Origin of the sequence: Simplicispira psychrophila DSM 11588 (assembly GCF_000688255.1) — a bacterium.
GTDB classification, from domain to species: domain Bacteria; phylum Pseudomonadota; class Gammaproteobacteria; order Burkholderiales; family Burkholderiaceae_C; genus Simplicispira; species Simplicispira psychrophila.
Genome location: NZ_JHYS01000017.1, coordinates 29,466 through 56,207 on the forward strand (window position 1 = coordinate 29,466; position 26,742 = coordinate 56,207).

Below are 26,742 nucleotides of genomic sequence, written 5' to 3' on the forward strand. Positions count from 1 at the left end.
TTTTCTTTGGGCCTCCCCTGTGTCACCCCTTCTTTGCGTATTTGCCGCTGTCGTGCGGCCGTCCCTGTCCGCCCTGCCGTCGCTGTTTCTGAGGGCGCTGCCATGCTGACCCTTATTTATCTGATTGCCATCACGGCGGAAGCCATGTCGGGCGCTTTGTCGGCTGGCCGACGCAACATGGACATTTTTGGCGTGGCGGTCATCGCCTTTGTCACTGCGCTGGGCGGTGGCACGGTGCGCGACGTTATCTTGGGGCACTTCCCGATCGGCTGGACGCAGCATCCCGAGTACGTCGGCCTGGTGGTGTTTGCCGGGCTGCTGACGATGCTGCTGGCGCCGCAAATGCACAAGCTGCGCCGGGTGTTTTTGCTGCTGGATGCGATGGGGCTGGTCGCCTTCTCGCTGATTGGTTGTGATGTGGCGCTGCGCATGGGCTACGCCCTGCCGGTGGTGGTGATGGCCGGGATGATCACCGGCATCTGCGGCGGCGTGCTGCGCGATGTGCTGTGCAACCAAGTGCCGGTGGTGTTCCAGCGCGAGCTGTACGCTATGGTCTCGCTGGTGGTGTGCTGCCTGTTTCTGGGCCTGCGGGCGCTGGAGGTCAACCAGGCACTGAATACCGTGCTCAGCTTTGCCGTCGGCCTGACGCTGCGCATGTTGGCCATTTGGCGCTGCTGGCGGCTGCCGACTTTTTCGTATCAGCAGCGTTGGGATTAACTGCATCCCCCTTTCCTCAATTTTGCTCATCTATTGATAGCTGATAGCGCAAGTATATAAAGGGTTGGAGGCCGATTTTACTTAAAAATCGCTCTGCCCCAGCGCCTCGGTGCCGCGCCGCGCCAGGTGCTGGTAGACGTGCTCGCACAGCCGGTCCAGCGCGGGGTCGGCCCGCTGGTAATAGGCGCTGTGGCCGCGCAGCTCGCGCTGCACTAGGCCGTGGCGCATCAGCAGCGCCAGGTGGCGCGAGATGTTGGCAGCGCTGCAACTGCAGCGCTGGGCCAGTTCGCTGACGTTGTAGCTGCGCTGATCCAGCCACTGCAATATTTCCAGTCGCCTGGGTTCGCCCAAAGCGCGGAAATACGCCGCCACCTGCTCCAGTGCTGCATCGGACAGCTGGTGCATCGGTATGCAGGTGGCGGGAGCGGAATGAGGGTTCATGCGCGGTATTGGTACAGAGTGATGGGGGTATAAATCAACTAATTGACTATTTAGTTACTTGCGCAAATAATAGTTCAAGCCATTGTTTTTGACCAGCCCGAGGCTGCTGCCCAAACCGAACCCGAAAGAGAAGATCCGCATGTTGAAATTTCACCCCTTGACCCTGGCTGCGGTTTTGTTGCTGCCGCTGGCGGCTGTGGCCGCGCCCGACTCTGCTGCCATGCCGGCGCAGGTCAGCACGGTGCAGGGGCGCAGTGGTTTTGACGGCGTGGTCGAGGCCGTGCGCCAAACCACTCTTGCCGCGCAGGTGCCTGGTGCGGTGGTCGAACTAGTGGTGAAGGTGGGTGAGCGCGTGCAGGCTGGTCAGTTGCTGCTGCGCCTTGACGCGCGCAGCGCCGACCAAAGCGCTGCCGCCAGCGACGCACAGGTGCAGGCGGCGCGCGCTTCGCTGGAGGTGGCGACGCGCGAATACACACGCCAGCAAAAGCTGCGCGACAAGCAATACATCAGCCAGGCCGCGCTGGATCAGGCCGAGGCGCAGTTCAAAGCCACGCGCGCCCAAGTCGCGGCGCAGGTGGCGCAGGCCGGCGCGGCGCGCACGCAGACCGGGTTGCACACGGTGCGCGCGCCGTATGCCGGCGTGGTGTCCGAGGTGCCGGTGCAGTTGGGTGACATGGCCATGCCGGGCCGCGCGCTGGTCACGCTGTACGACCCCAGCACCCTGCGCGTAACAGCGTCGGTGCCGCAGTCGCTGCTGGGTGCCGCACAAGGCGCGCCCAGCGAAGCGGTGCGCGTCGAATTGCCCGGTTTAGCGACCGAAAAACAGTGGCCCACTGCCGCTCGCGTGCAGGTGTTGCCGACGGTCGATGCTGCGACGCACACGGTGCAGGTGCGCGCCGACTTGGCGAAAGGCTTAGAGGGTGTCGCGCCCGGCATGTTTGCCCGGCTGTGGTTGCCCTTAGTCAGCCAGAGCGCCGCTGCCGCCAGCCGGCGCGTAGCGGTGCCGCTCAGCGCCGTCGTGCGCCGCGCCGAGATGACCGGGGTTTATGTGCAAGGCGAGGGCGGCAAGCCGCTGCTGCGCCAAGTGCGTCTGGGCCGGGTCGAGGGCGACCAAGTTGAAGTGCTGACCGGCGTGGCGCCGGGCGAGTCGGTGGTGGTCGATGCGCAAGCCGCTACCCGCGCCAAGGCGCAGTAAAGGTGGATGGCATGAAGCAAGCACCACACGACGCGGGTCTCGGAATTTCCGGCCGTATTGCCGCATTCTTTCAAAGCGCGCAAATCACCCCGCTGCTGGCGCTGCTGGCACTGCTGCTGGGCGCCTTTGCCGTGCTGGTGACGCCGCGTGAAGAAGAGCCGCAGATCAACGTCACCATGGCCAATGTGCTGATCGCCTTTCCGGGTGCCAGCGCCCGCGACGTCGAGCAAATGGTCGCCATTCCCGCCGAACAGGTGCTGTCGCAAATCACCGGCACCGAGCATGTGATGTCGCTGTCGCGCCCCGGCATCGCCGTGCTGACGGTGCAATTCAAAGTCGGTGTGCCGCGCACCGAAGCGCTGGTGCGGCTGTACGACGCGGTGCAGTCGAATGCCGACTGGTTACCGCAAGGCCTGGGCGTGCAGCCGCCGCTGGTCAAGCCCAAGGGCATTGACGATGTGCCAATTGTTTCGCTGACGCTGCACAGCAAAAACCCCGACACCGGCCCGTTCGATCTGGAGCGCGTGGCGCACAGCATCGAAGCCGATTTGAAACGCGTGCCCGGTACCCGCACCGTCCACACTATCGGTGGCCCCGGTCGCGCGGTGATGGTCGAGATGGACACCGCCCGCATGGCCAGTGCCGGCGTGACAGTGGACGATTTGCGCCGCGCGCTGCAGTCGGCCAACAGTGGCCTGCCGGTGGGCGAGTTGCTGGGCGGCAACCGCACGGTGGCGATTGAAGCCGGGCCCTTTTTGGCCAGTGCTGACGAAGTGGCCGCGCTGGTGGTCGGTGTGCGTGCTGGTAAGCCCGTCTTCTTGAACGACGTGGCGCAGGTGCGCGACGGTGCGCCGCCGGCCGTGCACTACGTTTGGCACGGCACGGCGGGCGAGGGCGCGGCGGAATATCCGGCGGTCACCATCGCCATCACCAAAAAGCCGGGCGAAAACGCCATCGACGTCGCCAATGCGGTGATGGCCCGCGTGGCGCAACTGCACAACACCGTCATCCCCGACGCAGTGCAGGTCAGCGAGACGCGCAACTACGGCGCGACCGCCAATGACAAGGCGCAAAAACTGATCCAGAAACTGTTGTTTGCCACCGCGTCGGTGGTAGCGCTGGTGTTCATTGCGCTGGGTCGGCGCGAGGCGGCCATCGTCGGCATCGCCGTGGTGCTGACATTGGCAGCGACGCTGTTTGCCTCGTGGGCCTGGGGCTTTACGCTGAACCGCGTGTCGCTGTTTGCGCTGATCTTTTCCATCGGCATTCTGGTCGATGACGCCATTGTGGTGGTCGAAAACATCCACCGCCACCAGCAGCTGTATCCCGGCAAGCCGCTGGCGCAAATCATTCCCGGTGCGGTGGATGAAGTGGGTGGCCCGACGATTTTGGCGACGCTGACCGTGATTGCTGCGCTGCTGCCGATGGCGTTTGTCTCCGGCCTGATGGGGCCGTACATGGCGCCGATTCCGATCAACGCCAGCATGGGCATGTTGATTTCCTTAGCAATCGCCTTTGTCGTCACACCGTGGCTGGCGCGTGGGTGGATGAAGCCGGTGTCGGTCGCCCAAGCCGCGCACAACGCCGCGCACCCGCACGGCATGGCCGGCAAGATCACGCCGCTGTTCGAGCGCATCTTTCGCCCCCTGCTCGATGAAAAGTGCGGCAGTCGCAACCGGGGTTGGCTGGGCCTCGGTATCGCCGGGCTGATTGCCCTCTCCGTGGCTTTGCCCGTGGCCGGACTGGTGCTGCTGAAGATGCTGCCGTTCGATAACAAGTCTGAGTTTCAGGTGGTGGTGGATATGCCCGCTGGCACGCCGGTCGAGCAGACCGCCGCCGTGCTGCACGCGCTGGGCGCACATTTGGCGGCGGTGCCCGAGGTGACCGATTACCAGGCCTACGCCGGCACGGCCGCGCCGATCAATTTCAACGGTCTGGTGCGCCAGTACGACCTGCGCGCCGGTGGTGAAGTCGGTGACATCCAGGTGAATCTGGTGGACAAGCACCACCGCCACGACCAGAGCCACGCCATCGCCACGCGCGTGCGCCCAGCGCTGCAAGCCATTGGCCAGCGCTTGGGCGCCAACGTCAAAGTGGTCGAAGTACCGCCCGGCCCGCCGGTGCTGGCGCCCATCGTGGCGGAGATTTATGGCCCCGAGGCCGCAGGCCGCCAGCTGGTCGCCAAGGCGGTGCGCGCGGTGTTTGCCCAAACTGCTGGCGTGGTCGATATCGACGACAGCAGCATCGTGGATGCACCGCGCACCGTGTTGCTGGTCGATCGCCGCAAGGCCGCCCTGCTGGGTGTGCCGCAGCAGGCGATTGTCAGCACGCTGCGCGCCGGTCTGGCCGGCGAAGCGGCGACCTATCTGCACGACCAAGGCAAATACCCGGCCGCCGCCGTCCTGCAACTGCCGCCCGGCCAGCACGGCGATATGGCTGCGCTGTTGCAACTGACGGTGCGCAGTGCCAGCGGCGCGCTGGTGCCGATCCGTGAATTGGTGACGGTCAGCGACACGCTGCGCGAGCAGCCGATCCACCACAAGGATTTGCTGGCGGTGAACTACGTCGTCGCTGACATGGCCGGCAAGGTGGACAGTCCGCTGTACGGCATGTTCACCATGCGCAGCGACATCGCCAATTTGGCTATGCCTGACGGTGGTCAGCTGACGGAGTACTTCATTCGCCAGCCGAGCGACGCCTGGCGCGGCTACGCGCTGAAGTGGGACGGCGAGTCGCAGATCACCTATGAAACCTTCCGCGATATGGGTACGGCCTACGCCGTGGGACTGGTGCTGATTTACCTGCTGGTGGTGGCGCACTTTGGCTCGTACCTGACGCCGCTGGTGATCATGGCGCCGATTCCGCTCACCGTCATTGGCGTCATGCCAGGCCATGCGCTGCTGGGTGCGCAGTACACGGCCACCAGCATGATCGGCATGATTGCGCTGGCCGGCATCATCGTGCGCAACTCGATTTTGCTGGTGGATTTCATCAACCTGCAAGTGCGCGCCGGGGTACCTTTGGAGCGCGCCATCGTGCAGTCGGCCATCACACGTGCCCAGCCGATTGTGCTGACCGGACTGGCCGCCATGCTGGGTGCCTTCTTCATCCTCGACGACCCGATTTTTAACGGCCTGGCGATCTCGCTGATCTTCGGTATTGCCGTCTCCACCGTGCTGACGCTGGTGGTGATTCCCACGCTGTATTACGCCGCCTACCGCCATCGTCTGGAGGTGCTGCGCCCGACACCGCAGGGCGAGGTCGCACCAGGAACGCCTGCATAAATTGCCAAATTCATAGCTATCAGCGCACGCCCCGTAAGCGTTTAAAGCACTTTTGACTTGTATTGATCCCTCATTGACTTTCAGGAGCTCCGCATGGAAAACGACACCCCCTACACCGATCTGACACGCAGCATCTCCGCCGAACTGGGCAAGCTGCGCAGCGACATGCCCGACACCTTGCGTGGTTTCAGCGCGCTGGCCAAGGGCGCCACGCAGGACGGCGCGCTCGACCAGAAAACCAAGGAGCTGATCGCCATTGCGCTGTCGGTGGCGGCGCGCTGCGACCCGTGCATCGGCTTTCACGTACAGAGCTATGTGCAGCTGGGTGGCACGCGCGCCGCGCTGGCCGATGCGCTGGGCATGGCGGTGTACATGGGCGGCGGGCCGTCGCTGATGTACGCCGCCAAGACCTCGGCCGCGTTTGACGAATTCACCGCTGCTGCAGCCGCTGCTGCACCGGTCTCTGCGTAATGTGCCCCTGCTGGGCGCGCCACGCAGCCAACGCGGTGCACTGGGTGCAACGCTTATTTTCCCGTAGGGGCTGAACACCATGCGCCACTCGCACCACTCCTTGTTTCCGCATCGCAGCCGCCGTTGGCGCTGGGCGCTGCTAGCCCTGGCCAGCGTCACCAGCGCTGCCAGCGCCGCCGACCTGTTGCAGGCCTGGCAGGCCGCCGAGCAGCACGACCGCAGCTACGCCGTCGCCCGCGCCGCGCACGCTGCCGCCCAGCCGCGCCGCGACCAAGCCACTGCTCTGTGGCGCCCAAACGTGGCGCTGACGGCCGGCGCCGGTGTCGGCACGCACGACAACGATGTGCGCGGCGCGCAGTTTTCTGCCCCCGGCCTGGGCACCTCCAACGGCGTTGATTTCAGCACCTCGGTGCACGGTGGTACCGCTACGCGCTGGGCGCTGCAAGCCAGCCAGCCGCTTTACAACCCGCAGCGGCGCGTGCAGCAGCAGCAGCTGGCGGCATCGGTGGCTCTGGCTGATGTGCAGTGGCAAGCGGCGCAGCAAGGGCTGATGCTGCGCACGGCCCAGCAGTATTTCGACGTGGCCGTGGCGCAAGAGTCGCTGCGCGTGCTTGGCTTGCAATTGGCGGCGGTGCAGCGCACCAGTGAGGAAGTGCAAGAGCGCTTTACGCTGGGCCAGTTGCCCATCACCGATACCCACGAAGCGCGCGCCCGGCTGGCCGGTTTGCGCGCGCAGCAACTGGCCGCGCAAAGCGAGCTGGATGTGAAGCGCCGCCAGCTGTCCGACAGCACGCGTCTGGGAGGCACTGATTTGGTGGTGCATCTGCCGTCCGAGCGCAGCCCCGCAGCGGCCCCGCGGACGTTGGACGAATGGCAAAGCGACGCCGCTGACCACAGCCCGGCGATTCGCCAGCAAAGCTTGGCGCTGGATGTGGCACGGCTAGAGGCTGACAAGCACCGCCGCAGCGCCTCGGCCACGCTCGACTTGGTGGCACAAGTTGGGCAAGAGCGCCTGAGCGGCAGCGGCGACTTTGGCCGTGGCGCGCGTAATAAAAGCACCAGTGCCCAAATCGGCGTGCAGCTGACGGTGCCGCTGTTCACCGGCGGCATGCGCAGCGCCAAGGAAGAAGAAGCGCTGCGCCTGCTCGATGCTGCGCAGGCACAACTGGATGCCACGCGCGAGCAGGTGGCGCAGCAGGTGCACGCCGCCTGGCTCGGCTTGTCGGTCGGCCGCGAGCGCGTGCAGGCGCTGGCCCAGGCGCTGCAGGCCAGCGACGCCCGCGCCGACGCCACGCAGTTGGGTCACGAGGTCGGCGACCGCACCTTGCTGGATTTATTGAATGCCCAAAACGACAGCGCCAGCGCCCGCCTGGCACTGGCCCAGGCGCGCAGCCAGTTGCTGCTGGAGCGCCTGCGGCTGGCGCAACTGGCCGGGCAGCTGGACGACGACACGCTGCGCAGTGTCAACCAAGCGTTGGCTGCCGCGCCCTGAATCACTGTTTGCCATTTCTTCCCCCCACACCAGCCTCAAGAGCTGGCCTTTACCAGGAGACAACCATGGCCCATATCGTGATTCTCGGCGCAGGCACCGGCGGCATGCCGGCGGCCTATGAGCTGCGCGCAAAGATCGACAAGACGCACCGCATCACGGTGGTGAATGCGCTGGATTACTTCCAGTTTGTGCCCTCCAATCCGTGGGTGGCGGTGGGTTGGCGCCAGCGCAGCGAGACCACGCTGGAGATTCGGCCGCACCTGGCCAAGAAGGGCATTGACTTCATCGGCCAGCGCGTCGATCGGATTGATGCCCAGGGCAACGCCATCGAACTGGCCGACGGTCAGCGCGTGGACTACGACTACCTGATCATCACCACCGGCCCCAAGTTAGCCTTTGAGGATGTGCCCGGTTCGGGCCCCATCGCCGGTACCACGCATTCGATCTGCACCATCGACCACGCCGAAAGCACCTGGGCCGACTACCAGGAATTCATGCAGGACCCGGGTCCCGCCATCATTGGCGCCATGCCCGGCGCGTCCTGCTTTGGTCCGGCCTACGAGTTCGCCTTCATCTTCAACAAGGACTTGCAGCGGCGCAAACTGCGCAACAAGGTGCCCATGACCTTTGTCACCAGCGAGCCCTACATCGGCCACATGGGCCTGGGCGGCGTCGGTGACTCCAAAGGCATGTTGGAAAGCGACCTGCGCAACAACCACATCCAATGGATTTGTAACGCCAAGGTCACCAAGGTCGAGCCGGGCAAGATGTTTGTCACCGAACTGGGCGAGGACGGCCAAGTGAAGAAGGAGCACGAGTTGCCGTTCAAATTCAGCATGATGCTGCCGGCCTTCAAGGGCGTAGAGGCAGTGGCGCAGGTCGAAGGCCTGTGCAACCCGCGCGGCTTTGTGCTGATCGATGAATTCCAGCGCAGCCAAAAATTCCGCAACATCTTTTCGGCCGGCGTGTGCGTAGCCATCCCGCCAGTGGAAGTGACGCCGGTGCCCACCGGCGCGCCCAAGACTGGCTACATGATCGAAAGCATGATCACCGCCATCGTGCAGAACATCGCCGCCGAACTGGACGGCCAACCCGCCGAGGCCAAGGGCACCTGGAATGCCATTTGCCTGGCCGACATGGGCGACACCGGCGCCGCCTTTGTCGCGCTGCCGCAAATTCCGCCGCGCAACGTCAACTGGTTCAAGCGGGGCAAATGGGTGCACCTGGCCAAGGTGGCGTTTGAAAAATACTTTATGTACAAGATGAAGCACGGCACCTCGGAGCCCCTGTACGAAAAGCATGTGCTCAAGGCGCTGGGCATCGAGCGGCTGGAGAAATGACACCCATGGCTACCTCGCCGCACATCACCGTTCTGGGCGCAGGTTTTGGCGCGCTGTCCACCGTGCGCGCACTGCGCCAGCGCGACCGCAGCGCCCACATCACACTGGTGGCGCCACGCGCCGAGCTGCACTACCTGCCCGGCAGCATCTGGATTCCCAGCGGCCTGCGCACCCGCGCGGATTTGGTGGTGCCGCTGGCACCGTTTTTCCAGCGCATGAACGTGCAGCATGTGGCGGCTGAAGTGACCGGTCTGGACGAAGGCGGGCGCATGGTGCTGACCAGCGCTGGCCCCATCACCAACGATGCGCTGGTGATTGCCACCGGCGGACGTTTCATCAAAAAAATGCCCGGCATTGAACACGCCATCACGCCCTGTGAAGGCATTGCCGCGGCGGAAAAAATCCGTGACCAGCTGCGCGCCATGCAGGGCGGCACCATCGCCATCGGTTTTGCCGGCCATCCGCAGGAGCCAAACGCCGTGCGCGGCGGGCCGATGTTTGAATTTCTGTTTGGCATCGACACGCAACTGCGCCGCGAAGGGCGGCGCAACCAGTTTGAGCTGGTGTTCTTCAACCCCTCGACCGAGCCCGGCAACCGCCTGGGCCTGAAGACGGTACGGCACTTGCTGGCCGAGATGGCGCGGCGCGATATCACCACCCACTTGGGACATAAAATGGTGCGCTTGGAGGCCAACAAAGTCGTCACCGAAGGCGGTGAATTTGCTGCCGATCTGATCTTGTTCATGCCTGGTATGACCGGCAATACCTGGTTTGACAACACCGCCTTGGCACGCTCGCCCGGTGGCCTGCTCCAGGCCGATGCGCAGTGCCGCGTTTCTGGCCACGAGCGCGTGTATGTCGTCGGCGATTCGGGCAGTTTTCCCGGCCCCGACTGGATGCCCAAGCAGGCCCACATGGCCGACCTGCAGGCCCGCGCTGCGGCGCAGAACCTGCTGGCCAGCTTGGTCGGTGGTGTACAAGAAGCTACTTTCAAAGTCGAGTTGATGTGCATCATCGACGCACTGGACACCGGCACGCTGGTTTGGCGCACGCCCCAGCGCAATGTGCTGCTGCCGCCGCTGCGCATCTTTCACTGGCTCAAGGGGCGTTTTGAAAAACGCTATCTGGACCAGTACCGCTGAGATTTTCCAGCCCCTGGCGTACCGCTGCCCGGACGCCCGGCCAAGGGACTGTGGTTACCAGATACTGTGGAGCTGTTGTTGAGGAAAGGTAAAACCATGCAGATGTCCCGCGTTTTCATTTCCACGGTCTTTCTGGCCTTCGCGGCCGTTGCCTGGGTGCCGGCCAGCGCGCAGCAGAAAATGCGCCCCGGTCTGTGGGAGCACAGCATGTCCATGAAGAGCCAGAGCGGGCAGATGGAAGCTGCCCTGGGCGCTGCGCAAAGAGCCCTGGCCAATATGCCGCCGGCGCAGCGCAAGCAGTTGGAGCAGATGCTGGCCGAGCAGGGCGTGGGCCTGGGCAGCGGTGTGCAGGACCAGACCGTCCAAGTCTGCATCACGCCCGAGCAGGCGGAGCTTGACCACATTCCGCAGCAGGACGGCTGCACACAAAAAGTGCAGCGCGTGGACGCCAACACCATGCAGGTCAGTTTCAGTTGCCAGGGCGGACAGGGCCAGCCAGCGACCAGCGGCGAAGGCACAGTCAGCTTCCAGAGCCCCACGTCCTATGCCGGCGACTTCAAGATTCAGACCAGTATCAATGGCAAATCCGCGCAGATCGATATGGCGCACACAGGCCGCTGGCTGTCGAGCGACTGCGGCACCATCCGGCCGGTGCCGCTGAGGCACTGAGCGCAGCGGCAGTACCGCGCACTGCTGCGCAGAGAACGTCGGCACTGGTATGCAAAGGTTGCATTTAGCCAGTATTTGCAAGGCTGGGATGAGCCTACAGCGGCGTAGTCGCTGTCTGACGGCTGAAGATTTTCTCCTGACCTAGAGCCACAAGAACAGCTGAGACCTCCTTCTGTGTGGTGGAGGACAACGCCGTCAGCACAACGTCAAAGCCGCCAACGCAGCCAGCGGGGCGGTTTCGGCGCGCAGTACGCGGCTGCCCAGTGTCACCGGGGTGAAGCCGTGTTGCAGTGCCAGCGCTTCTTCCGCGTTGCTCAGGCCGCCCTCGGGGCCGGAAAGGAACAGCACCGGGCCACTGCCTGTTGCAGCGGTAGCCGAATGCAGCGATTGGGTGCCGGGGCGCAGTGACAGCAGCAGGCGGGTTGTCACCGCGGTGTTGTCTGCTGGCGCGGCAGCCAAGGCAGCGGGATGTGCTGCCAGCCAGTCCGCTAGTCTAAGCGCCGGGCGGATCAACGGTATGCGGTTGCGTCCGCATTGCTCGCAGGCGGCCACGGCCACGGCTTGCCAATGGGCCCATTTTTTATCTGCACGCTCTCCCTTGAGTTTGAGTACGCTGTGCTCGGCCAGCAGTGGTGTGATGCTGGCGGCGCCCAGTTCGGTGGCTTTTTCCACCAACCAATCCATGCGTTCGTTGGCGGTGATGCCCGCCAGCAGGTGGATGGCGCGCGGTGCCTCGCGCTCGATGGCGTGGTGGGCGGTAGGCTGCACGCGCACGCTGCTGCGGCCCATGTGGGTGATGCTGGCCTCCCACTCACCACCGGCGTGGTCGCCAAACAGCGTGATGCCGTCGCCCGGTTGCAGGCGCAGCACCTGCACATGGCGCGCGGCGCCGACGGGCAGTTCAATCTCGGTGCCAATGGCCAAGTCAGAGAGGCAATGAAAACGGGGCATTTACTTCTTTTTTAATAGCTATCACCGCTTGATACACAAGCGTTTGAGGCCAATTTGGCTTATTTTTAAACTAAACGCGGCCAAAGGCGTAGCCCATGGCTTGTTCGGTGCCTTCGATCTGGTCGATGAGCTTGCACAGCGGGCCGAGTTCGCGGTAGCGGTCGGCGGTGGCGCGGATGTAGTGCAGAAAGCGCGGTGCGTCGGCCAGGTACTTCGGCTTGCCGTCGCGCAGGGTAATGCGGGCAAAGATGCCGGCCACTTTCAGGTGGCGCTGCAGGCCCATCCATTCGACACTGCGATAGAACTCACCAAAGTCGGCGCCCCAGCCGGTGGGGCTATGGGCGCCCAGTAAACCCGCCTTGCGCGCCTTTTCCCAGTAACGGATGGTAATGTCGATGACGAAATTTTCATCCCAACTGATGAAGGCGTCGCGCAGCAGGCTGGCAATGTCGTAGGTGATGGGACCGTACACCGCGTCCTGAAAATCCAGCACGCCCAGCGGCCCGCCGGGGGAAGGCGGCACCATCAGGTTGCGCATCATGAAGTCGCGGTGCACGAACACGCTGGGTACGGCTAGGTTGTGCGCCACGATGCGGTTGAAGGCGTGGTCCAGTACCGCCTGCTGAGTGGCGTTCAGGGTGATGCCACGGTGTTTGGCGACGTACCAGTCGGGGAATAGCGCCAGTTCGCGGCGCAGCAGCGCTTCGTCGTACACCGGCAGCACGCCGGGGCGCGACGCCAGTTGCCACTGCAGCAGCGTATCGGTAGCTTGCTGGTACCAGGCGTAGGCGTCTTGGGGGCGCTCGGGGTCGAGTTTTTCCATCACCGTCTGCGCACCCAGGTCGGACAGCAGCATGAAACCCTGCGCCTGGTCCCAGGCCAGGATGTCCGGCACCTTCAATCCGGCCTGTTGCATCAGGGCCTGCACCTGGACAAAGGAGGCGCAGGGCTCTTTGTCGGGTGGTGCATCCATGACGATGCAGCTTTTGCCGGGCGTGGCGTTGTGGCTGGTATCGATACGCAAATAACGGCGAAAGCTGGCGTCGGCCGAGGCCGGGCGCAGGCTGGCGGGCAGCAATTGGTGTGCGGACATCAGCGGTGCCAGCCAGGCCTCAAAGGCGGCGTGGCGCTGGGCGTCGGGCCAGTCCACGCTGGCGGTGGGAAGTGCTGTGGTGGCCAGCAGGGCGGCGGGGGGGGGGGAGGCAGGGTGGCTCATGGATAATCGGATTTTACAAACCCGGCCTGCCCGGCACGGGTGACGGGCAGGCCTCTGCACCCACTGCCCGCCGACTCCATGGACTGACTCCCTTGCCTGACCTGCACCGCCGCCCCCTGACCGTGAAGCCTGCCGTCCCCCGCAACCGCCAGCGTGCGCGCCAGGCCACCGCCTTGACCTTCCCGCGCACGGCGCTTGCCCAGTGGCTGGCGGGGGTGTTGTGGGGCCTGCCGCTGGTGGCGTTGGCACAAAGCCCGGTCAGCACGGCGCAGACGCCGCCCGCTGCGCTGCGTGCCAGTCCGATGCTGCAAGAAAAAATTCCGCAGGCGGTGCGTGCGCAAATGCCGATCTTTGTCAGCGGCGATCGCATCACCGGCCAGCCCGATATCCAGACGGTGATTGAGGGCCATGCCGAACTGCGCCGTGCCGACACCGTGATCCGCGCCGATCGCATGGAATACAGCGTGCCGGACGATCTGGCCCAGGCGCGCGGGCAAGTGCGTATCAACCGTTCTGGTGATGTGTACGAGGGGGCGGCGCTGGATTTGTATGTGAACGCGTTCAGCGGGTTTTTTACCGACGCGCGCTACCAGTTCCTCAAGACCGAGGCGCATGGCAAGGCCTCGCGCGTGGATTTCATCGACCACGACCGCACCGTGGTGCACAACGCCACCTACACCACCTGCCAGCGCGGCGATGAGGCCAGCTGGACGCCCGCCTGGATGTTGCGCGCCAAAACCATTCACCTGGACCGGGAGGAAGAGGTGGGTACGGCCGAGGGAGCCGTGCTGGAGTTCCAGGGCGTGCCGATCGTGCCGATTCCGTACATCACTTTTCCACTTTCGGACAAGCGCAAGTCCGGTCTGTTGCCGCCGTCGATCGGCATCGACAACGTCAATGGCATCGAGTACGACCAGCCCTATTACTGGGACATTGCGCCCAACCGCGATGCCACTTTCCACGCTGCCCTGATGGCCAAGCGTGGCATCAACGCCGGCGCTGAATTTCGCTATCTGGAGCCCAGCTACAAAGGCCTGCTGCGGGGCGACTTCATGCCCTCTGACCGGCTGCGTGCGCAAGACCGCTGGAGCTATACGCTGCAGCACGCCGGCACTATGGATTCGCCCTTGGGCGGCGTGGGGCTGAACATCAATCTCAACCGCGTCAGCGACAACAATTACTGGCGCGATTTCACGACGCGCTCCACCCACAGCAGCGACCCGATCACGCAGCGCCTGTTGCCGGGCGATGCCTCGCTGACGTGGGCGCGCGGCGATATGTCGCTCAGCCTGCGCACCCTCAAGTGGCAGACACTGCAGGACGTGACCGCACCCATCGTGCCGCCCTACGACCGGCTGCCCCAGTTGCACGCGCGCTATGCGCCCAGCAGCCTGCCCGGAGGCTTTGATGCCAGCATCGATGCCGACACCACGCATTTCCAGGCCGATCCGTTCCTGACTCGCCAGGCCAATGCCACGCGCAGCTACACCCTGGCGCAGGTCAGCCGGCCTTTTCTGGCGCCGGCGGGGTTCGTCACGCCGCGTTTGCAGCTACATGCCACGCAGTACCAATTCGACAGCCCACTGACCAACGGCAGCACGGCGCAAAGCCGGGTGCTGCCCACTTTCAGCCTGGACAGTGGGCTGGTGTTTGAACGCGATGCGCGCTATCTGGGGCGTAATTTTGTGCAGACGCTGGAGCCGCGCGCTTTTTACACCTATACGCCGTACCGCGACCAGCACTTGCTGCCGGTCTACGACACCGCGGCCAACGACTTCAACTTCGCTTCCATCTACACCGAGAACGCCTACGGCGGCCAGGACCGCATCGTTGACAACAACCTGCTGACCTTGGGCGTGACCACGCGTTTGCTCGACCCGGGTACGGGCGCCGAGGCGGTACGCCTGGGTGTGGCGCAGCGTGTGCGGTTTTCCGATCAGCAGGTCACGCTGCCTGGCGAGCTGCCGGCCAACGAACGCCTGTCCGACCTGCTGCTGGGCGCCGGCGTGCAGTGGACGCCGCAGTGGGGCTTTGACTCGGTGGTGCAGTACAACCCCAAGACGCGCAGCTCGATCCGCTCGACCATCAGCGCACGCTATAGCCCGGGCTCGTACCGCACCATCAGCGCCGCCTACCGCCTGCAGCGCGCCACCAGCACGCAATTGGTGGGCAGCGAGCAGATCGACGTCGGCTGGCAATGGCCGATCAATGACCTGTGGGGCGACAAGGGGCGCGATCTGGGCCCCGGGCGCGGCCAGGGCGGCGGACGCTGGTACAGCGTGGGCCGTCTCAACTACAGTCTGCCCGACCGTAAGGTGGTCGATGCGGTGGTCGGCTTCGAATACGACGGCTGCTGCTGGATCGGCCGCGTGGTGCTAGAGCGCTTGCAAAGCAGCATCACCTCAGCCAACACACGCCTGTTATTCCAGTTGGAATTTGTCGGTTTTTCCCGCCTCAGTTTGGGCGCCAACCCGTTGGCTGCCTTGAAACAAAATGTTCCGCGCTACCAATATCTGCGTGAGCAAGTCAGCACGCCCAGCCGCTTCAGCAACTACGACTAAAACTATTAAAACCATGAAATACCGTGCTCTCGCCGTGGCCCTTGCCTGCCTGGCTTCTCTTGCGTCTCAAGGCGCTGCCGCACAAGGTCTGCGCCCATCCGGCGCGGGCAAGACGGCTACTGCGCGCGGACTGGCGCCGTCATCTGCTGCTCCTGCAGCCCTGCCTGCCGGTGCAGCCCCGAGCGGCATTCGCCAGGCTGACTACATCGTTGCTGTTGTTAATTCGGAGCCTGTCACCAACCACGAAGTGAGTGTGCGCCTGGCGCGCATCCAAGCGCAGCTGGCACGCCAGGGAGGCGCCGTGCCCCTGCACGAGGTACTGGTGCGCGATATGCTGGAGCGCACCATTTTGGAGAAAGCGCAGCTCCAGGCCGCGCGCGAGATCGGTATCAAGGTGGACGCCTTGGCAGTCACGCAGGCCGAGGAGTCTGTGGCGCGGCAAAACGGCATCACGCTGGCGGCCATGCAGCAGCGCCTGGCGGTCGATGGCATCAGCCCGGAGCGCTTTCGGGAAGAACTGCGCAACCAATTGATGCTGCAGCGCCTGCGTGAACGCGAAGTGGACGCGCGCGTGCGCGTCAGCGAACTCGATATCGACCAGTACCTGCACGATCAGCAGCCCGCTGCCACAGGCGCCAATACGGGTATCGAATTGGCCCAGGTGCTGATGCCGGTGCCAGAAACTGCCAGCCCAGCGGAAGTCGCCGCGCTCCAGGCACGCGCCCAGATCGTGGCCGACAAGGCCCGTGCCGGCGACGACTTTGCGGCGCTGGCGCGCGACTATTCGGCGGCGCCCGAAAGCGCCCAGGGCGGCAGCATGGGGATGCGCAGCGCGGATCGCTACCCTGAATTGTTCATGCAGGCCACGCAAGCGCTGCCCGTGGGGGCCATTGTCGGACCCCTGCGCTCGGGGGCGGGTTTTCATGTGCTGAAGGTGCTGGCCAAGTCGCAAGGTGGTGCATCGGCCATGGCCATGCAAACCCATGCGCGCCACATCCTGCTGGTGCCTGGGCCGCAGTTGTCGGAGACGGCCGCTGCCCAGCGCTTGGCTGACTACCGCCAGCGCATCCTGGCCGGTCAGGCCGACTTTGCTGAACTGGCGCGGGAGGTGTCCAAGGATGGCAGTGCCAAGCAGGGTGGCGACCTCGGCTGGGCCACGCCCGGGCGTTACGTGCCCGAGTTTGAAGCCGCCCTGCAGGCGCTGCAGCCCGGCGAGATCAGTGCGCCGCTGGTGTCGCGCTTTGGTGTGCACCTGATCCAGCTGCTGGAGCGCCGCCAGGTGCAACTGAGCCAGCGTGAACAGCGCGACATGGTGCGTGACACCGTGCGCGAAAAGAAAATGGAAGCAGCGTATGCCACCTGGGTGCAGGAATTGCGCAGCCGCGCCTATGTTGAATACCGGGATGCCCCACAGTGAAGCACATTGCCCGCAAACGCTTCGGTCAGCACTTCTTGTCCGACCGCACCATCATTGAAGACATCATCCAGGCGATTGCACCGCAGCCGGGCGACCCGATGGTCGAAATCGGTCCGGGCCTGGCGGCACTGACGCAACCGCTGGTCGAGCACCTTGGGCACCTGACGGTGATCGAACTGGACCGCGATCTGGCACTGCGTCTGCGTTTGCACCCCCAGCTGAATGTGATTGAGTCTGATGTATTAAAAGTGGACTTTACGCAGGTGGCACAAGCGCTATCAGCTATCAAAATAAGAGTAGTGGGGAATCTGCCCTACAACATCTCCACCCCCATCCTGTTCCATCTGCTGGAGCATGTGGACGTGATTGCCGACCAGCACTTCATGCTGCAAAAGGAGGTCATTGACCGCATGGTGGCGCGGCCCTCTACCTCCGACTACGGCCGCCTGTCGGTGATGCTGCAGTGGCGCTACGCCATGGAAAACGTGTTGTTCGTACCGCCAGAAAGCTTTGACCCGCCACCGCGCGTGGACAGCGCTGTGGTGCGCATGGTGCCGCGCGCCGAGCCCGTCGCGCTGCAGCCCAAGCTGCTGAAAGAGCTGGTGCAGGTCGCCTTCAGCCAGCGGCGAAAATTGCTGCGCCATACGCTGGGGCGCTGGCTGGAGGCACGCAATTTTTCCGGTGAATTTGATGTGCAGCGCCGCGCCGAAGAGGTGCCAGTGGACGAATACGTGGCCTTGGCGGTGCGCCTGCAGGCATAAAAACGCCCTGTGTCTGTCGAAAGACGCAGGGCGAATAAGGTTCAGCGCAGTGGCGTTGTAACCGTCAGGTGGCGGCGGGTACCGTTTGCAGTACCGCGGCCATGCCCGGTGTTTGCCAAATACTCTGGTCACGCTGCGCCACCAAGGCTTGCACTTGGGCTTGGCTGGCGAGCAAAGTACGTGCGCGGTCGGTGCCGAGCACCATCATTGCAGCGCCCAAACCGTTGACGCTGGCAGCATCGCGCGCCAGCAGGCTGACGCCATGCGGACCGTGCGTCGGCCGGCCGGTGTGCGGATCGAGAATGTGGTGTTGGCGCTCGCCTTGGGCCATGAAAAATCGTTCGTAGTCGCCGGAGGAAGCCACGATGGCCTGTCCTTCCAAGGCCAGTACGCCAAGCATTTTTTCGGGTGCGCGCGGATCGCGCAGGCCGACGCGCCACGGGCGTCCGCGCAGGCGCCCGGCAATCAGCACATCGCCGCCGCCGTTGAGCATGGCGTTATCAATGCCGTGGTGTTGCAGCGCCTGCATGCCAGCTTCCAGAATGGGCAGCTTGGCGACGCCGCCCAGGTCGAGGGCCATGCCGCGCTGGGCCAGGCGGGCGGTGCCGGCACGTTTGTCCAATTCCAGTCCGCGGTAGCCAACCAGGCGGCGCTGGGCCGCAATGTCGCTGGCTGCTGGCAGGGTGCTTTGGCCGATATCAAAGTGCCAGGCCTTGAGCGCACCCACCGTGATGTCAAAGGCGCCCTGGGTTTGTGCCGCCAGGTTTTGCGCTGTGTCCAGCACGGCCATGAGTTCGGCGTTCACCGCCACGGCATGGATGCCGGCGGCGCGGTTGATGGCACTGACCGGGCTGGACGGATCGTAGCGCGTCATCAAAGCCGCAAGGCGATCCATTTCGTGCCAGGCGTGATCGATCGCCGTGTGCAGTTGTTTTGGGTTTTCGCCTTCGGCCACGATGTCAACGCGTGTGCCCATCAGGGCGCGGGACTCGCGTTGAACCAAAGCAGGTGCGCTGGCAAACGCCGAAGGTAGGAATGCGGCGCTGCCCAACAAGGGCAACGCCAAGGCCATGCGCCGCCGTGTCAGGCTGGTGGGCCGGTTCATGTGGTGCATAGCCGCTGCCTTGTCGGTTAGATGGATTGATCGGCCATGAAATCGACAGCGGCCTTGACGTCGTCATCGGTCAGGGTGGTACTGCCGCCACGGGCGGGCATCATGCCTTTGGCACCGGTGAAGCCTTCAGTTGCGTGCTTGTACAGGGTGTCTTTGCCTTGGGCAACGCGGGGGCCCCAGTCGGCCTTGTCGCCGACCTTGGGTGCGCCGGCCACGCCTGAACCGTGGCACAGGGCGCAGGTCTTGTTGTAGACGCTCTTGCCTTTGGCGTTGTCGGCTACGGCCACGGCTGCTGCCGGAGCTTGTGCAGCTGGAGCAGGGGGAGGTGTTTCTGCAGGGGCAGGGGCCGGTGCGACGGGTGCAGGGGCTGGAGCAGGAGTGGGTGTGGCAGTTTTCTCGCCGCAAGCGGCCAGGAACAGGGACAGGACCGCAACGGCAAGCAGGCTGGAGCGTTTTTTCATGGGTGAATTCCGTTTTTAAATGGATAAAAGTAGGTGCTGACGCTGCCCTTGGCTGCGACCTATTTGCCAGGATGGCGCCTTGCGTGCGTCACCTGTCGAAGTCGCTGACGACTGCTGCGACATTCAGACCGTGCCAGAACCTCAGGGCCTGGCATGATCCGCGAGAATGATAAGGAAAATTGAATATCCCCAAAATGTAGCCTTCACTGTAATGGGAGTGACTGAAAAAGTGTGTGTCTATCCGGTAGCACTAGGTGACATAGGTCAATATGATTCATATTTGATGAATCTAAACTCGTTCCGATGAAAATCCCCAGAACTCTCTTACGCCTGCGTGTGTGGGTTTTGGCATGGTTCGTCCTGGCCTTGGGGGTGGCGATGGCGTCGCCCATCGTGCAGCCTCGAACAATAGAAATCGTCTGTGCCGGCGCAGGTGCCACTAAAGTATTGCTGCACACGGACGTCGGAACGTTCGAGCTGGGCTCGCACGGCACGGAGTGCCCGCTGTGCCTCGTCTCTGGCGCGCCGCCTGCACCTCCGTCCTCTCTGCCCCCCCTATTTGCACCGCTGACACACGCCAGTGCGTTGCTTTTTGTTTCCCCGGTCGTGGTTGCCACGGCTGTTTCTCCGCCTGCGCGCGGACCCCCTTCCCCCTGAGCCACTCCTAGCTAATCTAAAGAGGTAAAAATCGTGAACGACAAGAAAGAGAATCTCTCCGAATCCACCGGCATGGGTCGCCGCAGTTTCATCAATACTGCTGCACTGGTGGGTCTGACCGCCGGTGTCGCCGCCTGCAATGACAAGCCCGCAGCTTCGGCCGCGCCTAGCGCCCCTGCAGCTGCACCTGCGCCTGTGGCACATGCCGCCTCTGAGACGAGTAAGTACGAAGTGGCTCCAGGCCAACTCGATGATTACTACTCCTTCTCCTCCGGTGGTCACTCGGGAGAGTGTCGTATTTATGGCCTGCCGTCTGGCCGTCTGTTCAAGCGTATTCCAGTCTTCAACATGGATTGTCTGGTGGGCTGGGGCGTCACCAACGAATCGAAAAAAATCCTGGGCACCAAGGCTGATGGCAGCCTCAAGTACCACACGGGCGACACGCACCACATCCATCCCTCGTATAAAGATGGCACCTACGACGGTCGTTACATGTTCGTCAACGACAAGATCCACGGCCGCTTGGCGCGCATCCGCATGGATACGATGGAAACCGACAAGATCACCGAACTGCCATTGGTGCAGGGTTTCCACGGCACCTTTCCTGACAAGCGCGACCCGGTAGATCAAGCCATCAACTACACGACGCGCGTGTTCTGTGGCGCAGAGTTCGCCATCCCACTGGACAACAATGGCAAGAACATGGATGCCACGGCGGACTACCGTTCCATCTTCACTTGCGTGGATGCAGAAAGCATGGACGTGCGCTGGCAAGTTCTGGTTGACGGCAACTGCGATCTGGTGGCCACCTCGTATGACGGCAAACTTGCCTGCACGAATCAGTACAACACCGAAAACGGCGTGCACTACGAAGACATGATGGCGTCCGAAATGGATTCGTGCCTCTTCTTCAACGTTGCCCGCATCGAAGAAGCTGTCAAGGCTGGAAAATTCAAAACTTACGGCGGCTCCAAGGTGCCCGTGGTCGATGGCACCAAGGCTGGCAATCCCGATGCCAAGACCTCGTTGGTCTGCTACGTGCCCGTATCCAAGAACCCGCACGGCGTGAACGCCAGCCCTGATGGCAAGTACTACGCTTGCTCTGGCAAGCTCTCGCCCACCGCCACACTCATCGAGCACGCCTTGGTGCTCAAGTGGTTCGACGGTGAGTTGAAGGATGCCCGTGAAACCGTGGTAGCCGAGCCCGAAATCGGCTTGGGCCCACTGCACACCGGCTTTGACGGCCGTGGCAATGCCTACACCACGCTGTTTCTGGACAGCCAGATCGTCAAGTGGAACGTGGAAGCCGCTATCAAGTCCTACAAGGGCGACAAGACGGCCAAACCGGTGTTGGATCGCATTGACGTGCAGTACCAGCCGGGCCACGGCTTCACCTCGATGGGTGAAACCAAGGACGCCGATGGCAAGTACTTCCTGTCGGACAACAAGTTCTCCAAGGATCGCTTCCTGCCCGTCGGTCCGCTGCACCCCGAGACGGCGCAGCTGATCGACATCAGCGGCGACAAGATGGTGCTGGTCGCCGACCACGCCGTGTATTCTGAGCCGCACGACTCCATCATCATCCCGCGCAACCTGATCCGCACACGCCAAGTGTACGACATCAACGAGTTCCCGAACGCCGTTAAAGACGCCAAGGAATGCCGTGTGGAGCGCAAGGGCAAGAAGGTCACTGTATATCTGACGTCCCAAGCGCCTACTTTCGGCCTGCGCGAGTGGACTGTGAAGCGCGGCGACGAGGTCACCATCATCCTCACCAACCTGGACAAGGTGGAAGATTTGACCCACGGTTTGGCGATTCCAAAATACGACATCAACTTCATCGTCAATCCACAGGAAACCAAGTCGGTAACCTTCATTGCCGACAAACCTGGTGTGTACTGGGCCTATTGCACCAATTTCTGCCACGCACTGCACCTTGAAATGCGTTCGCGTATGCTGGTTGAGGCCTAAGAAGGCTTGATCGGGGTAGTGCGGTCACCAGGCTGCACTACCCCTTTTTTTCTTGTTTGGATATCCGATGCTTTTGCCGAAATTCCGCTTTCTGTCTCTTCTGTGGGTTGCGCTGATTCTTGCGCTGACGGCTGTCCCTCCAGGCGTACAGGCAGCGGGGACAGGCACTTACGAAGCCGAACTTCCAGCCGATCTGGCGACCGCCAAAGACATGTGCGCGCTGTTGCCGTGCAAGGACGTGTTTCCGGGCGCCACCCATTTTTCTGAACGCAAGGGCCAGCCGCCCTACGTTGAAGCCTATGACACGGCAGGCGAAGGCCGCCAGTTGCTGGGCTATGTGATGCTCTCGACCGATATCACCGACACACCTGCCTACTCGGGCCGGCCTGTGGTCACGCTGATCGGCATGGACAAGACCGGCCATTTCGTCGGCGTCAAGGTCCTCAAACACTCCGAGCCCATCCTGCTGCTGGGCATCCCGGAATCTGCGCTGCTGAAATTCAACGACCAGTATCTCGGCAAATCAGTCGCTGACAAGATTGAAATTGGCCAGTCCCGCCCCGCTGAGGACGTGGTCGGTCTAGACGCCATCTCCGGCGCCACGGTCACGGTGATTGCGCAAAACCAGGTCATGATGGCCTCGGGCTCTGCCGTGGCGCGGCAGGTCGGCATCCTGGCGCCGACGGTGCGCGAACCAGCTCGCTACAAGGTCACGGGCGAACCCCTCACCTGGAACGAACTGGTGAAGCGCGGCGCTGTGCAGCACCTGCGTGTCATGCCCGAACAATTGGGCCAGGATCGCAGTCCCGACCCCTTCATCGAACTGTGGTTCGGTGACTTGAGCCACCCCGACATCGGCAAGAGCATTCTGGGTGCCACCAGCTGGGACAGCCTCAAGCAGCAGCTCAAAGAGAACGAACACGCCATCTTCATCATCCGAACCGCCGGGCGCGAGTCGTTCAAGGGTTCGGGCTTCGTGCGTGGTGGCTTGTACGACCGTGTGCAGGTCAGGCAGGGCGCCGATTCCTTTACCTTCCGTGACCTGGATTACTTGAACCTCTACGGCGTGCAAGCCGCAGGCGCGCCCCGCTACAACGAATCGGCCATCTTCATCATTCGCTCCAAGGCGTTCTCCGATGCCTATCCCTGGAAGTTGAGCCTGCTGGGCAACCGCGTTGATCGCGCCACCGGCGCCCGCAGCTTCACCAGCTTCGATACCCCTTATTGGTTGCCAGGCTCCATGCTCGAAGGTGGCCGCCCCAAGGTGGTTGAGCCTGACGCGCCCTGGGTGCGCATCTGGAAGTCGCGCGCGGTCGAGATCGTGCTATTTGTCATCCTGCTGGTGGCGGTCGGGGTGGTCTACGCTTACCGCGAAAAACTCACACGCCTGTCCACACACAAGAACAAGTGGCCGGTCAACGCTTTCAAATATACCGCCTGGGCTCTCAGTATCGTGTTCGTCGGCTTTGGTGCCATGGCACAGCCGTCCATCACCCAGGTGCTGACGTGGTTCCACTCGCTGTTGTTCCAATGGACCTGGTCGCTGTTCCTGACGGATCCGTTCATTTTCCTGTTCTGGATCTTCATCATCATCACGGTGTTTCTGTTCGGGCGCGGGCTGTTTTGCGGCTGGATGTGTCCGTTCGGTTCGCTCTCCGAAGCCATTTACAAGGTCGCGCGCAAAGTCGGTTTCAAGCGTTTCCAGACCCAGGTACCGCAGCGCTGGCATGACCGACTCAAGTGGCTCAAGTACATCATTTTCTTTGGTCTCATCACGGTGTCCATGTTCTCCATGGGCCTGGCCGAGAAGCTCTCCGAGGTCGAGCCGTTCAAGACCACCTTCCTGGTTGGCGTCTTTAACCGCCCCTGGCCGTATGGTTTGTTTGTGGCCGCCATCCTGGGCCTGTCGATCTTCATCGAGCGGCCGTACTGCAAATACATCTGCCCGCTGGGCGCGTCGCTGGCCATGCCCAGTACCTTCCGCTGGTTTGGCTTGAAGCGCAAGCAAGATTGCAACAGTTGCAAGGCCTGCGCTGTGGGCTGCGGCGCACAAGCCATTGATGCCGATGGCCGCATCGACCACCGGGAATGCCTGCACTGTCTGGATTGCATGATCCTGTACACCGACACCAAGGGCTGCCCGCCGCTGGCCAAGGAGCGCAAACGGCGTGAAAAAGACGGTCTCGAGATGACGCCGATTGGTGACAACGGCTATTTCATCCCGATTTACCCGGCGACCAGCTTCACGGAGCAGATCAGCGCCAAGGCGGCCCAAGGTCCTGATCCACGGATGCCGACCCCACCGATGCTGCCCGCGCACAAGAACGGCGCACGCGGTGTGCAGTGGCTGTGGCTGGAAGTACGTGACCACCTGTGGCCCTGGAGCAGCGAAGGCTGGCATTCCCAGCGTGCGCTGCAGATTGCGGGTCTCTCGCTCGCCGTGGCGGCCACAGTGGCCTGGGTCATGACGGCCATGGGCACGTTGTCTTCGGGCGCCATCATTGGCTGGTGGTTTGGCTGGAGCGTGTACGAAGTGCTGATCCGCCTTTCGGGCAAGCGCTACGTCAAGGACGGCCTGTGGTGGCGCGATCACTACCGCGTCGCTGGGGTAGTGGACATGGTGAGCTATGTCGGCTTCAAGAATCTGATGATTGGAGCGATCCTTTTCCTGATTTTCAAATCGATGGGATGGCTGGCGTTATGAAGGTTGTTTTTCGCTCAGCATGTCTTGTACTGCTGAGTTGGGCCGCGCCGCAATGGGCGTGCGCGGCCACCGTGGTGGTGCAACCAGGGCAGGATCTGCAAGCCGCCATTGCGGCGGCGGCGCCGGGTGATGTGGTCGAAGTGCAACGCGGCATGTACCATGCCAATCTGCTGATCGACAAAGCGCTGACGCTGCGCGGCATCGATCGCCCCACCATCAGCGGCGGGCAAAGTGGCGACACCATCCGTGTCACGGCCCCCGATGTGGTGATCGAAGGTCTGATCGTGCGCGACTCAGGCAGCAACCTGAAAGACCAGAATGCCGGTATCTACCTCTACCCTGGCGCGCACCGCGCTGTGGTGCGTTACTGCGACCTGACCTACAACCTGTTTGGTCTGTGGATTGAGAAAGTCAACGATGTGCGCATCGAGGGCAATCTGATCACCGGCAAGCGCGAATTCGATTCGGCCCAGCGCGGCAATGGCATCCAGCTCTACAACACCAAGGGCGCGCAGATCCTGAACAACAACATCAGCTTCGTGCGCGACGCGCTGTATGTCGATGTGTCGCACCATGCCACTTTTCGTGGCAACAAGCTGCACCACAGCCGCTACGGTACGCACTACATGACGTCGTACTACAACGTCTGGGAAGACAACGAAACCTATTACAACCGCGGTGGCTTGGCGCTGATGGAAGTGCGCGAGCAGACCGTGCGCAACAACCGCGCCTGGGGCAATTCCGACCACGGCATCATGCTGCGTTCGGTGCAGGACTCGGTGGTCGAAGGCAACGTGGTGGCCGGCAACAAGCGGGGCTTCTTTATCTACGACGTCGAATACGTTTCGTTGAAAAACAATCTGGTGGTTGACAATGTGGTTGGCGTCCACCTGTCGGCCGGCTCCACACACAACGTGGTCGAGGGCAATGATTTCATTGGTAATCGAGAGCAAGTGCGCTACGTGGGCGCGCGCGATGAGACTTGGGGGGCCGAGAGCGGGAACCACTGGAGCAACTATCTGGGTTGGGACCGCGATGGCAATGGCATTGGCGACGTGCGCTACGAAGCCAATGATATGGTGGACCGCCTCAACTGGCGCTATCCCAGCATGAAACTCCTGTTGGCCAGCCCCGCAGTGCAGGCGCTGCGCCTGGTGGGCCAGCAATTTCCTATTTTGCGTGTGCCTTCGGTCATTGACCCCAAGCCGCACATGCAGCCGACACACAAAAATTGGAGCGAATGGCGTGGTAAGCACTTCCCCGGTCAATAACGACATGGCGGTCTCGCTGCGTGGCGTGACCAAGCATTACGGTGCGCTGCACGCGGTGGCCGGCGTTGATCTGGACATTGCACGAGGCGAAATTTTTGGCCTCATCGGCCACAACGGCGCCGGAAAAAGCACCTTGTTCAAGATGATGCTGGGCTTGGTGCCCGCGACGGCCGGCGACATTCTGGTCGGCGGTGCCTCGGTGCGCGGGCGCGGGTTTCGTGCCGCGCGCCGCCATCTCGGTTATCTGCCTGAGAACGTCGTGCTCTACGACAATCTCAGCGGCCTGGAGACACTGCATTTTTTTGCCCGCCTCAAAGGTGCACCCCTGGATCAGTGCCAAGGCGTGCTCGATCGGGTCGGGCTGGCGCACGCCGGCAAACGGCCGGTGCGTGAATACTCCAAAGGTATGCGCCAGCGGCTGGGTTTTGCCCAGGCCTTGCTGGGTTCGCCCCAGGTGCTGTTCCTCGACGAGCCCACCAGTGGCCTCGACCCCCAGGCGATTCGCGATTTTTATGCCATGTTGCGCGACTTGCAAGGCGAGGGCGTGACCATCATCATCACCTCGCACATCCTGGCCGAACTGCAAGAGCGCGTCGGCCGTCTGGCCATTCTGGCAGCGGGCAAAGTGCAAGCCCTGGGCAGCGTGCAGGAGCTGCGCGAGCAAACACATATGCCGCTGGTATTCGATCTGCGTGTGGACGATGCCGACGTGCCCGCCGTGGCGCAGGCGCTGGTACAGGCCATTGGCACCATCCCCGAGCCCCTGCCCCTGGGTTTGCGCCTGGCCTGTCCGCGTGAACAGAAAATGGCGGTGCTGGCGGCGCTGGCGCCGTTGGGTGCGCGCATCCTCGACATCAATATGCAGGAGCCGTCACTTGAGGATGTGTTCTTCGGGTTTTCGGATTAA

The 26,742-nt window shown here is 62.9% G+C and carries 20 protein-coding genes; 15 read left to right on the forward strand and 5 right to left on the reverse strand.

What is annotated here, in order from left to right; translation table 11 throughout:
• Positions 1–102: 102 nt before the first annotated feature.
• Positions 103–717: a trimeric intracellular cation channel family protein gene (locus Q390_RS0114595; protein WP_027996726.1), complete on the forward strand. Its 615-nt coding sequence runs from the start codon at positions 103–105 to the stop codon at positions 715–717.
• Positions 718–798: 81 nt separating this feature from the next.
• Here Q390_RS0114595 and Q390_RS0114600 read toward each other — a convergent pair whose 3' ends face one another.
• On the reverse strand, positions 799–1,158 hold the full coding sequence (locus tag Q390_RS0114600) for an ArsR/SmtB family transcription factor (protein WP_245606935.1): 360 nt from the start codon (positions 1,156–1,158) through the stop codon (positions 799–801).
• Between the two features lie 139 nt (positions 1,159–1,297).
• Here Q390_RS0114600 and Q390_RS0114605 point away from each other — a divergent pair, with 139 nt between their 5' ends.
• The 7 genes from Q390_RS0114605 to Q390_RS0114635 all read left to right on the forward strand — a co-directional run bounded on the left by Q390_RS0114605 (position 1,298) and on the right by Q390_RS0114635 (position 10,751).
• Positions 1,298–2,353, forward strand: a complete 1,056-nt coding sequence (locus Q390_RS0114605) for an efflux RND transporter periplasmic adaptor subunit (protein ID WP_037473159.1) — start codon at positions 1,298–1,300, stop codon at positions 2,351–2,353.
• An 11-nt stretch (positions 2,354–2,364) separates the two neighbouring features.
• Positions 2,365–5,637: an efflux RND transporter permease subunit gene (locus Q390_RS18665; protein WP_037473161.1), complete on the forward strand. Its 3,273-nt coding sequence runs from the start codon at positions 2,365–2,367 to the stop codon at positions 5,635–5,637.
• A 93-nt stretch (positions 5,638–5,730) separates the two neighbouring features.
• On the forward strand, positions 5,731–6,108 hold the full coding sequence (locus Q390_RS0114615) for a carboxymuconolactone decarboxylase family protein (protein ID WP_027996729.1): 378 nt from the start codon (positions 5,731–5,733) through the stop codon (positions 6,106–6,108).
• Positions 6,109–6,187: 79 nt separating this feature from the next.
• Complete coding sequence (locus Q390_RS0114620; protein ID WP_051603274.1) at positions 6,188–7,600, forward strand: TolC family outer membrane protein; 1,413 nt, start codon at positions 6,188–6,190, stop codon at positions 7,598–7,600.
• A gap of 65 nt (positions 7,601–7,665) precedes the next feature.
• Positions 7,666–8,940, forward strand: coding sequence for an NAD(P)/FAD-dependent oxidoreductase (locus tag Q390_RS0114625; protein WP_027996731.1), 1,275 nt, complete (start codon positions 7,666–7,668; stop codon positions 8,938–8,940).
• A gap of 5 nt (positions 8,941–8,945) precedes the next feature.
• Positions 8,946–10,082, forward strand: a complete 1,137-nt coding sequence (locus Q390_RS0114630; RefSeq protein WP_027996732.1) for an NAD(P)/FAD-dependent oxidoreductase — start codon at positions 8,946–8,948, stop codon at positions 10,080–10,082.
• A gap of 96 nt (positions 10,083–10,178) precedes the next feature.
• Positions 10,179–10,751, forward strand: coding sequence for a DUF3617 domain-containing protein (locus Q390_RS0114635; RefSeq protein ID WP_027996733.1), 573 nt, complete (start codon positions 10,179–10,181; stop codon positions 10,749–10,751).
• A 195-nt stretch (positions 10,752–10,946) separates the two neighbouring features.
• On the opposite strand, the gene Q390_RS0114640 is transcribed toward Q390_RS0114635, so the two are convergent.
• Together Q390_RS0114640 and Q390_RS0114645 are read right to left on the reverse strand one after the other, a co-directional pair.
• Positions 10,947–11,702 (reverse strand): 16S rRNA (uracil(1498)-N(3))-methyltransferase, encoded by a 756-nt coding sequence (locus tag Q390_RS0114640; protein WP_027996734.1) that lies wholly within the window; start codon positions 11,700–11,702, stop codon positions 10,947–10,949.
• Between the two features lie 70 nt (positions 11,703–11,772).
• Positions 11,773–12,918, reverse strand: coding sequence for an aminoglycoside phosphotransferase family protein (locus tag Q390_RS0114645; RefSeq protein ID WP_037473146.1), 1,146 nt, complete (start codon positions 12,916–12,918; stop codon positions 11,773–11,775).
• 83 nt (positions 12,919–13,001) lie between these two features.
• Between Q390_RS0114645 and Q390_RS0114650 the strand changes: the two genes are divergently transcribed.
• The 3 genes from Q390_RS0114650 to rsmA are packed head-to-tail and all read left to right on the forward strand — an operon-like array spanning position 13,002 to position 17,657.
• Positions 13,002–15,479, forward strand: a complete 2,478-nt coding sequence (locus tag Q390_RS0114650) for an LPS-assembly protein LptD (protein WP_037473164.1) — start codon at positions 13,002–13,004, stop codon at positions 15,477–15,479.
• 13 nt (positions 15,480–15,492) lie between these two features.
• Positions 15,493–16,896 (forward strand): peptidylprolyl isomerase, encoded by a 1,404-nt coding sequence (locus Q390_RS0114655; RefSeq protein WP_027996737.1) that lies wholly within the window; start codon positions 15,493–15,495, stop codon positions 16,894–16,896.
• Complete coding sequence (rsmA, locus tag Q390_RS0114660; RefSeq protein ID WP_027996738.1) at positions 16,893–17,657, forward strand: 16S rRNA (adenine(1518)-N(6)/adenine(1519)-N(6))-dimethyltransferase RsmA; 765 nt, start codon at positions 16,893–16,895, stop codon at positions 17,655–17,657. The genes Q390_RS0114655 and rsmA overlap by 4 nt, the downstream gene beginning before the upstream one ends.
• Before the next feature lie 64 nt (positions 17,658–17,721).
• Here the strand turns inward: rsmA and Q390_RS0114665 are convergent, their stop codons facing one another.
• Positions 17,722–18,771, reverse strand: a complete 1,050-nt coding sequence (locus Q390_RS0114665; RefSeq protein WP_027996739.1) for an FAD:protein FMN transferase — start codon at positions 18,769–18,771, stop codon at positions 17,722–17,724.
• Positions 18,772–18,788: 17 nt separating this feature from the next.
• Positions 18,789–19,232 carry a c-type cytochrome gene (locus tag Q390_RS0114670; RefSeq protein ID WP_027996740.1) on the reverse strand — a complete coding sequence of 148 codons (444 nt, stop codon included), beginning with the start codon at positions 19,230–19,232 and terminating at the stop codon, positions 18,789–18,791.
• A gap of 729 nt (positions 19,233–19,961) precedes the next feature.
• Here Q390_RS0114670 and nosZ point away from each other — a divergent pair.
• The 4 genes from nosZ to Q390_RS0114690 all read left to right on the forward strand — a co-directional run bounded on the left by nosZ (position 19,962) and on the right by Q390_RS0114690 (position 26,742).
• Positions 19,962–21,860 (forward strand): TAT-dependent nitrous-oxide reductase, encoded by a 1,899-nt coding sequence (gene nosZ, locus Q390_RS0114675; protein ID WP_051603276.1) that lies wholly within the window; start codon positions 19,962–19,964, stop codon positions 21,858–21,860.
• Positions 21,861–21,927: 67 nt separating this feature from the next.
• The gene (locus Q390_RS0114680; RefSeq protein WP_027996742.1) at positions 21,928–24,564 is read left to right on the forward strand and encodes a NosR/NirI family protein; all 2,637 of its coding nucleotides are present in this window, start codon (positions 21,928–21,930) and stop codon (positions 24,562–24,564) included.
• Positions 24,561–25,835, forward strand: a complete 1,275-nt coding sequence (locus Q390_RS0114685; RefSeq protein ID WP_027996743.1) for a nitrous oxide reductase family maturation protein NosD — start codon at positions 24,561–24,563, stop codon at positions 25,833–25,835. Before Q390_RS0114680 ends, Q390_RS0114685 begins: the two co-directional genes overlap by 4 nt.
• Before the next feature lie 4 nt (positions 25,836–25,839).
• The gene (locus tag Q390_RS0114690) at positions 25,840–26,742 is read left to right on the forward strand and encodes an ABC transporter ATP-binding protein (protein WP_211250479.1); all 903 of its coding nucleotides are present in this window, start codon (positions 25,840–25,842) and stop codon (positions 26,740–26,742) included.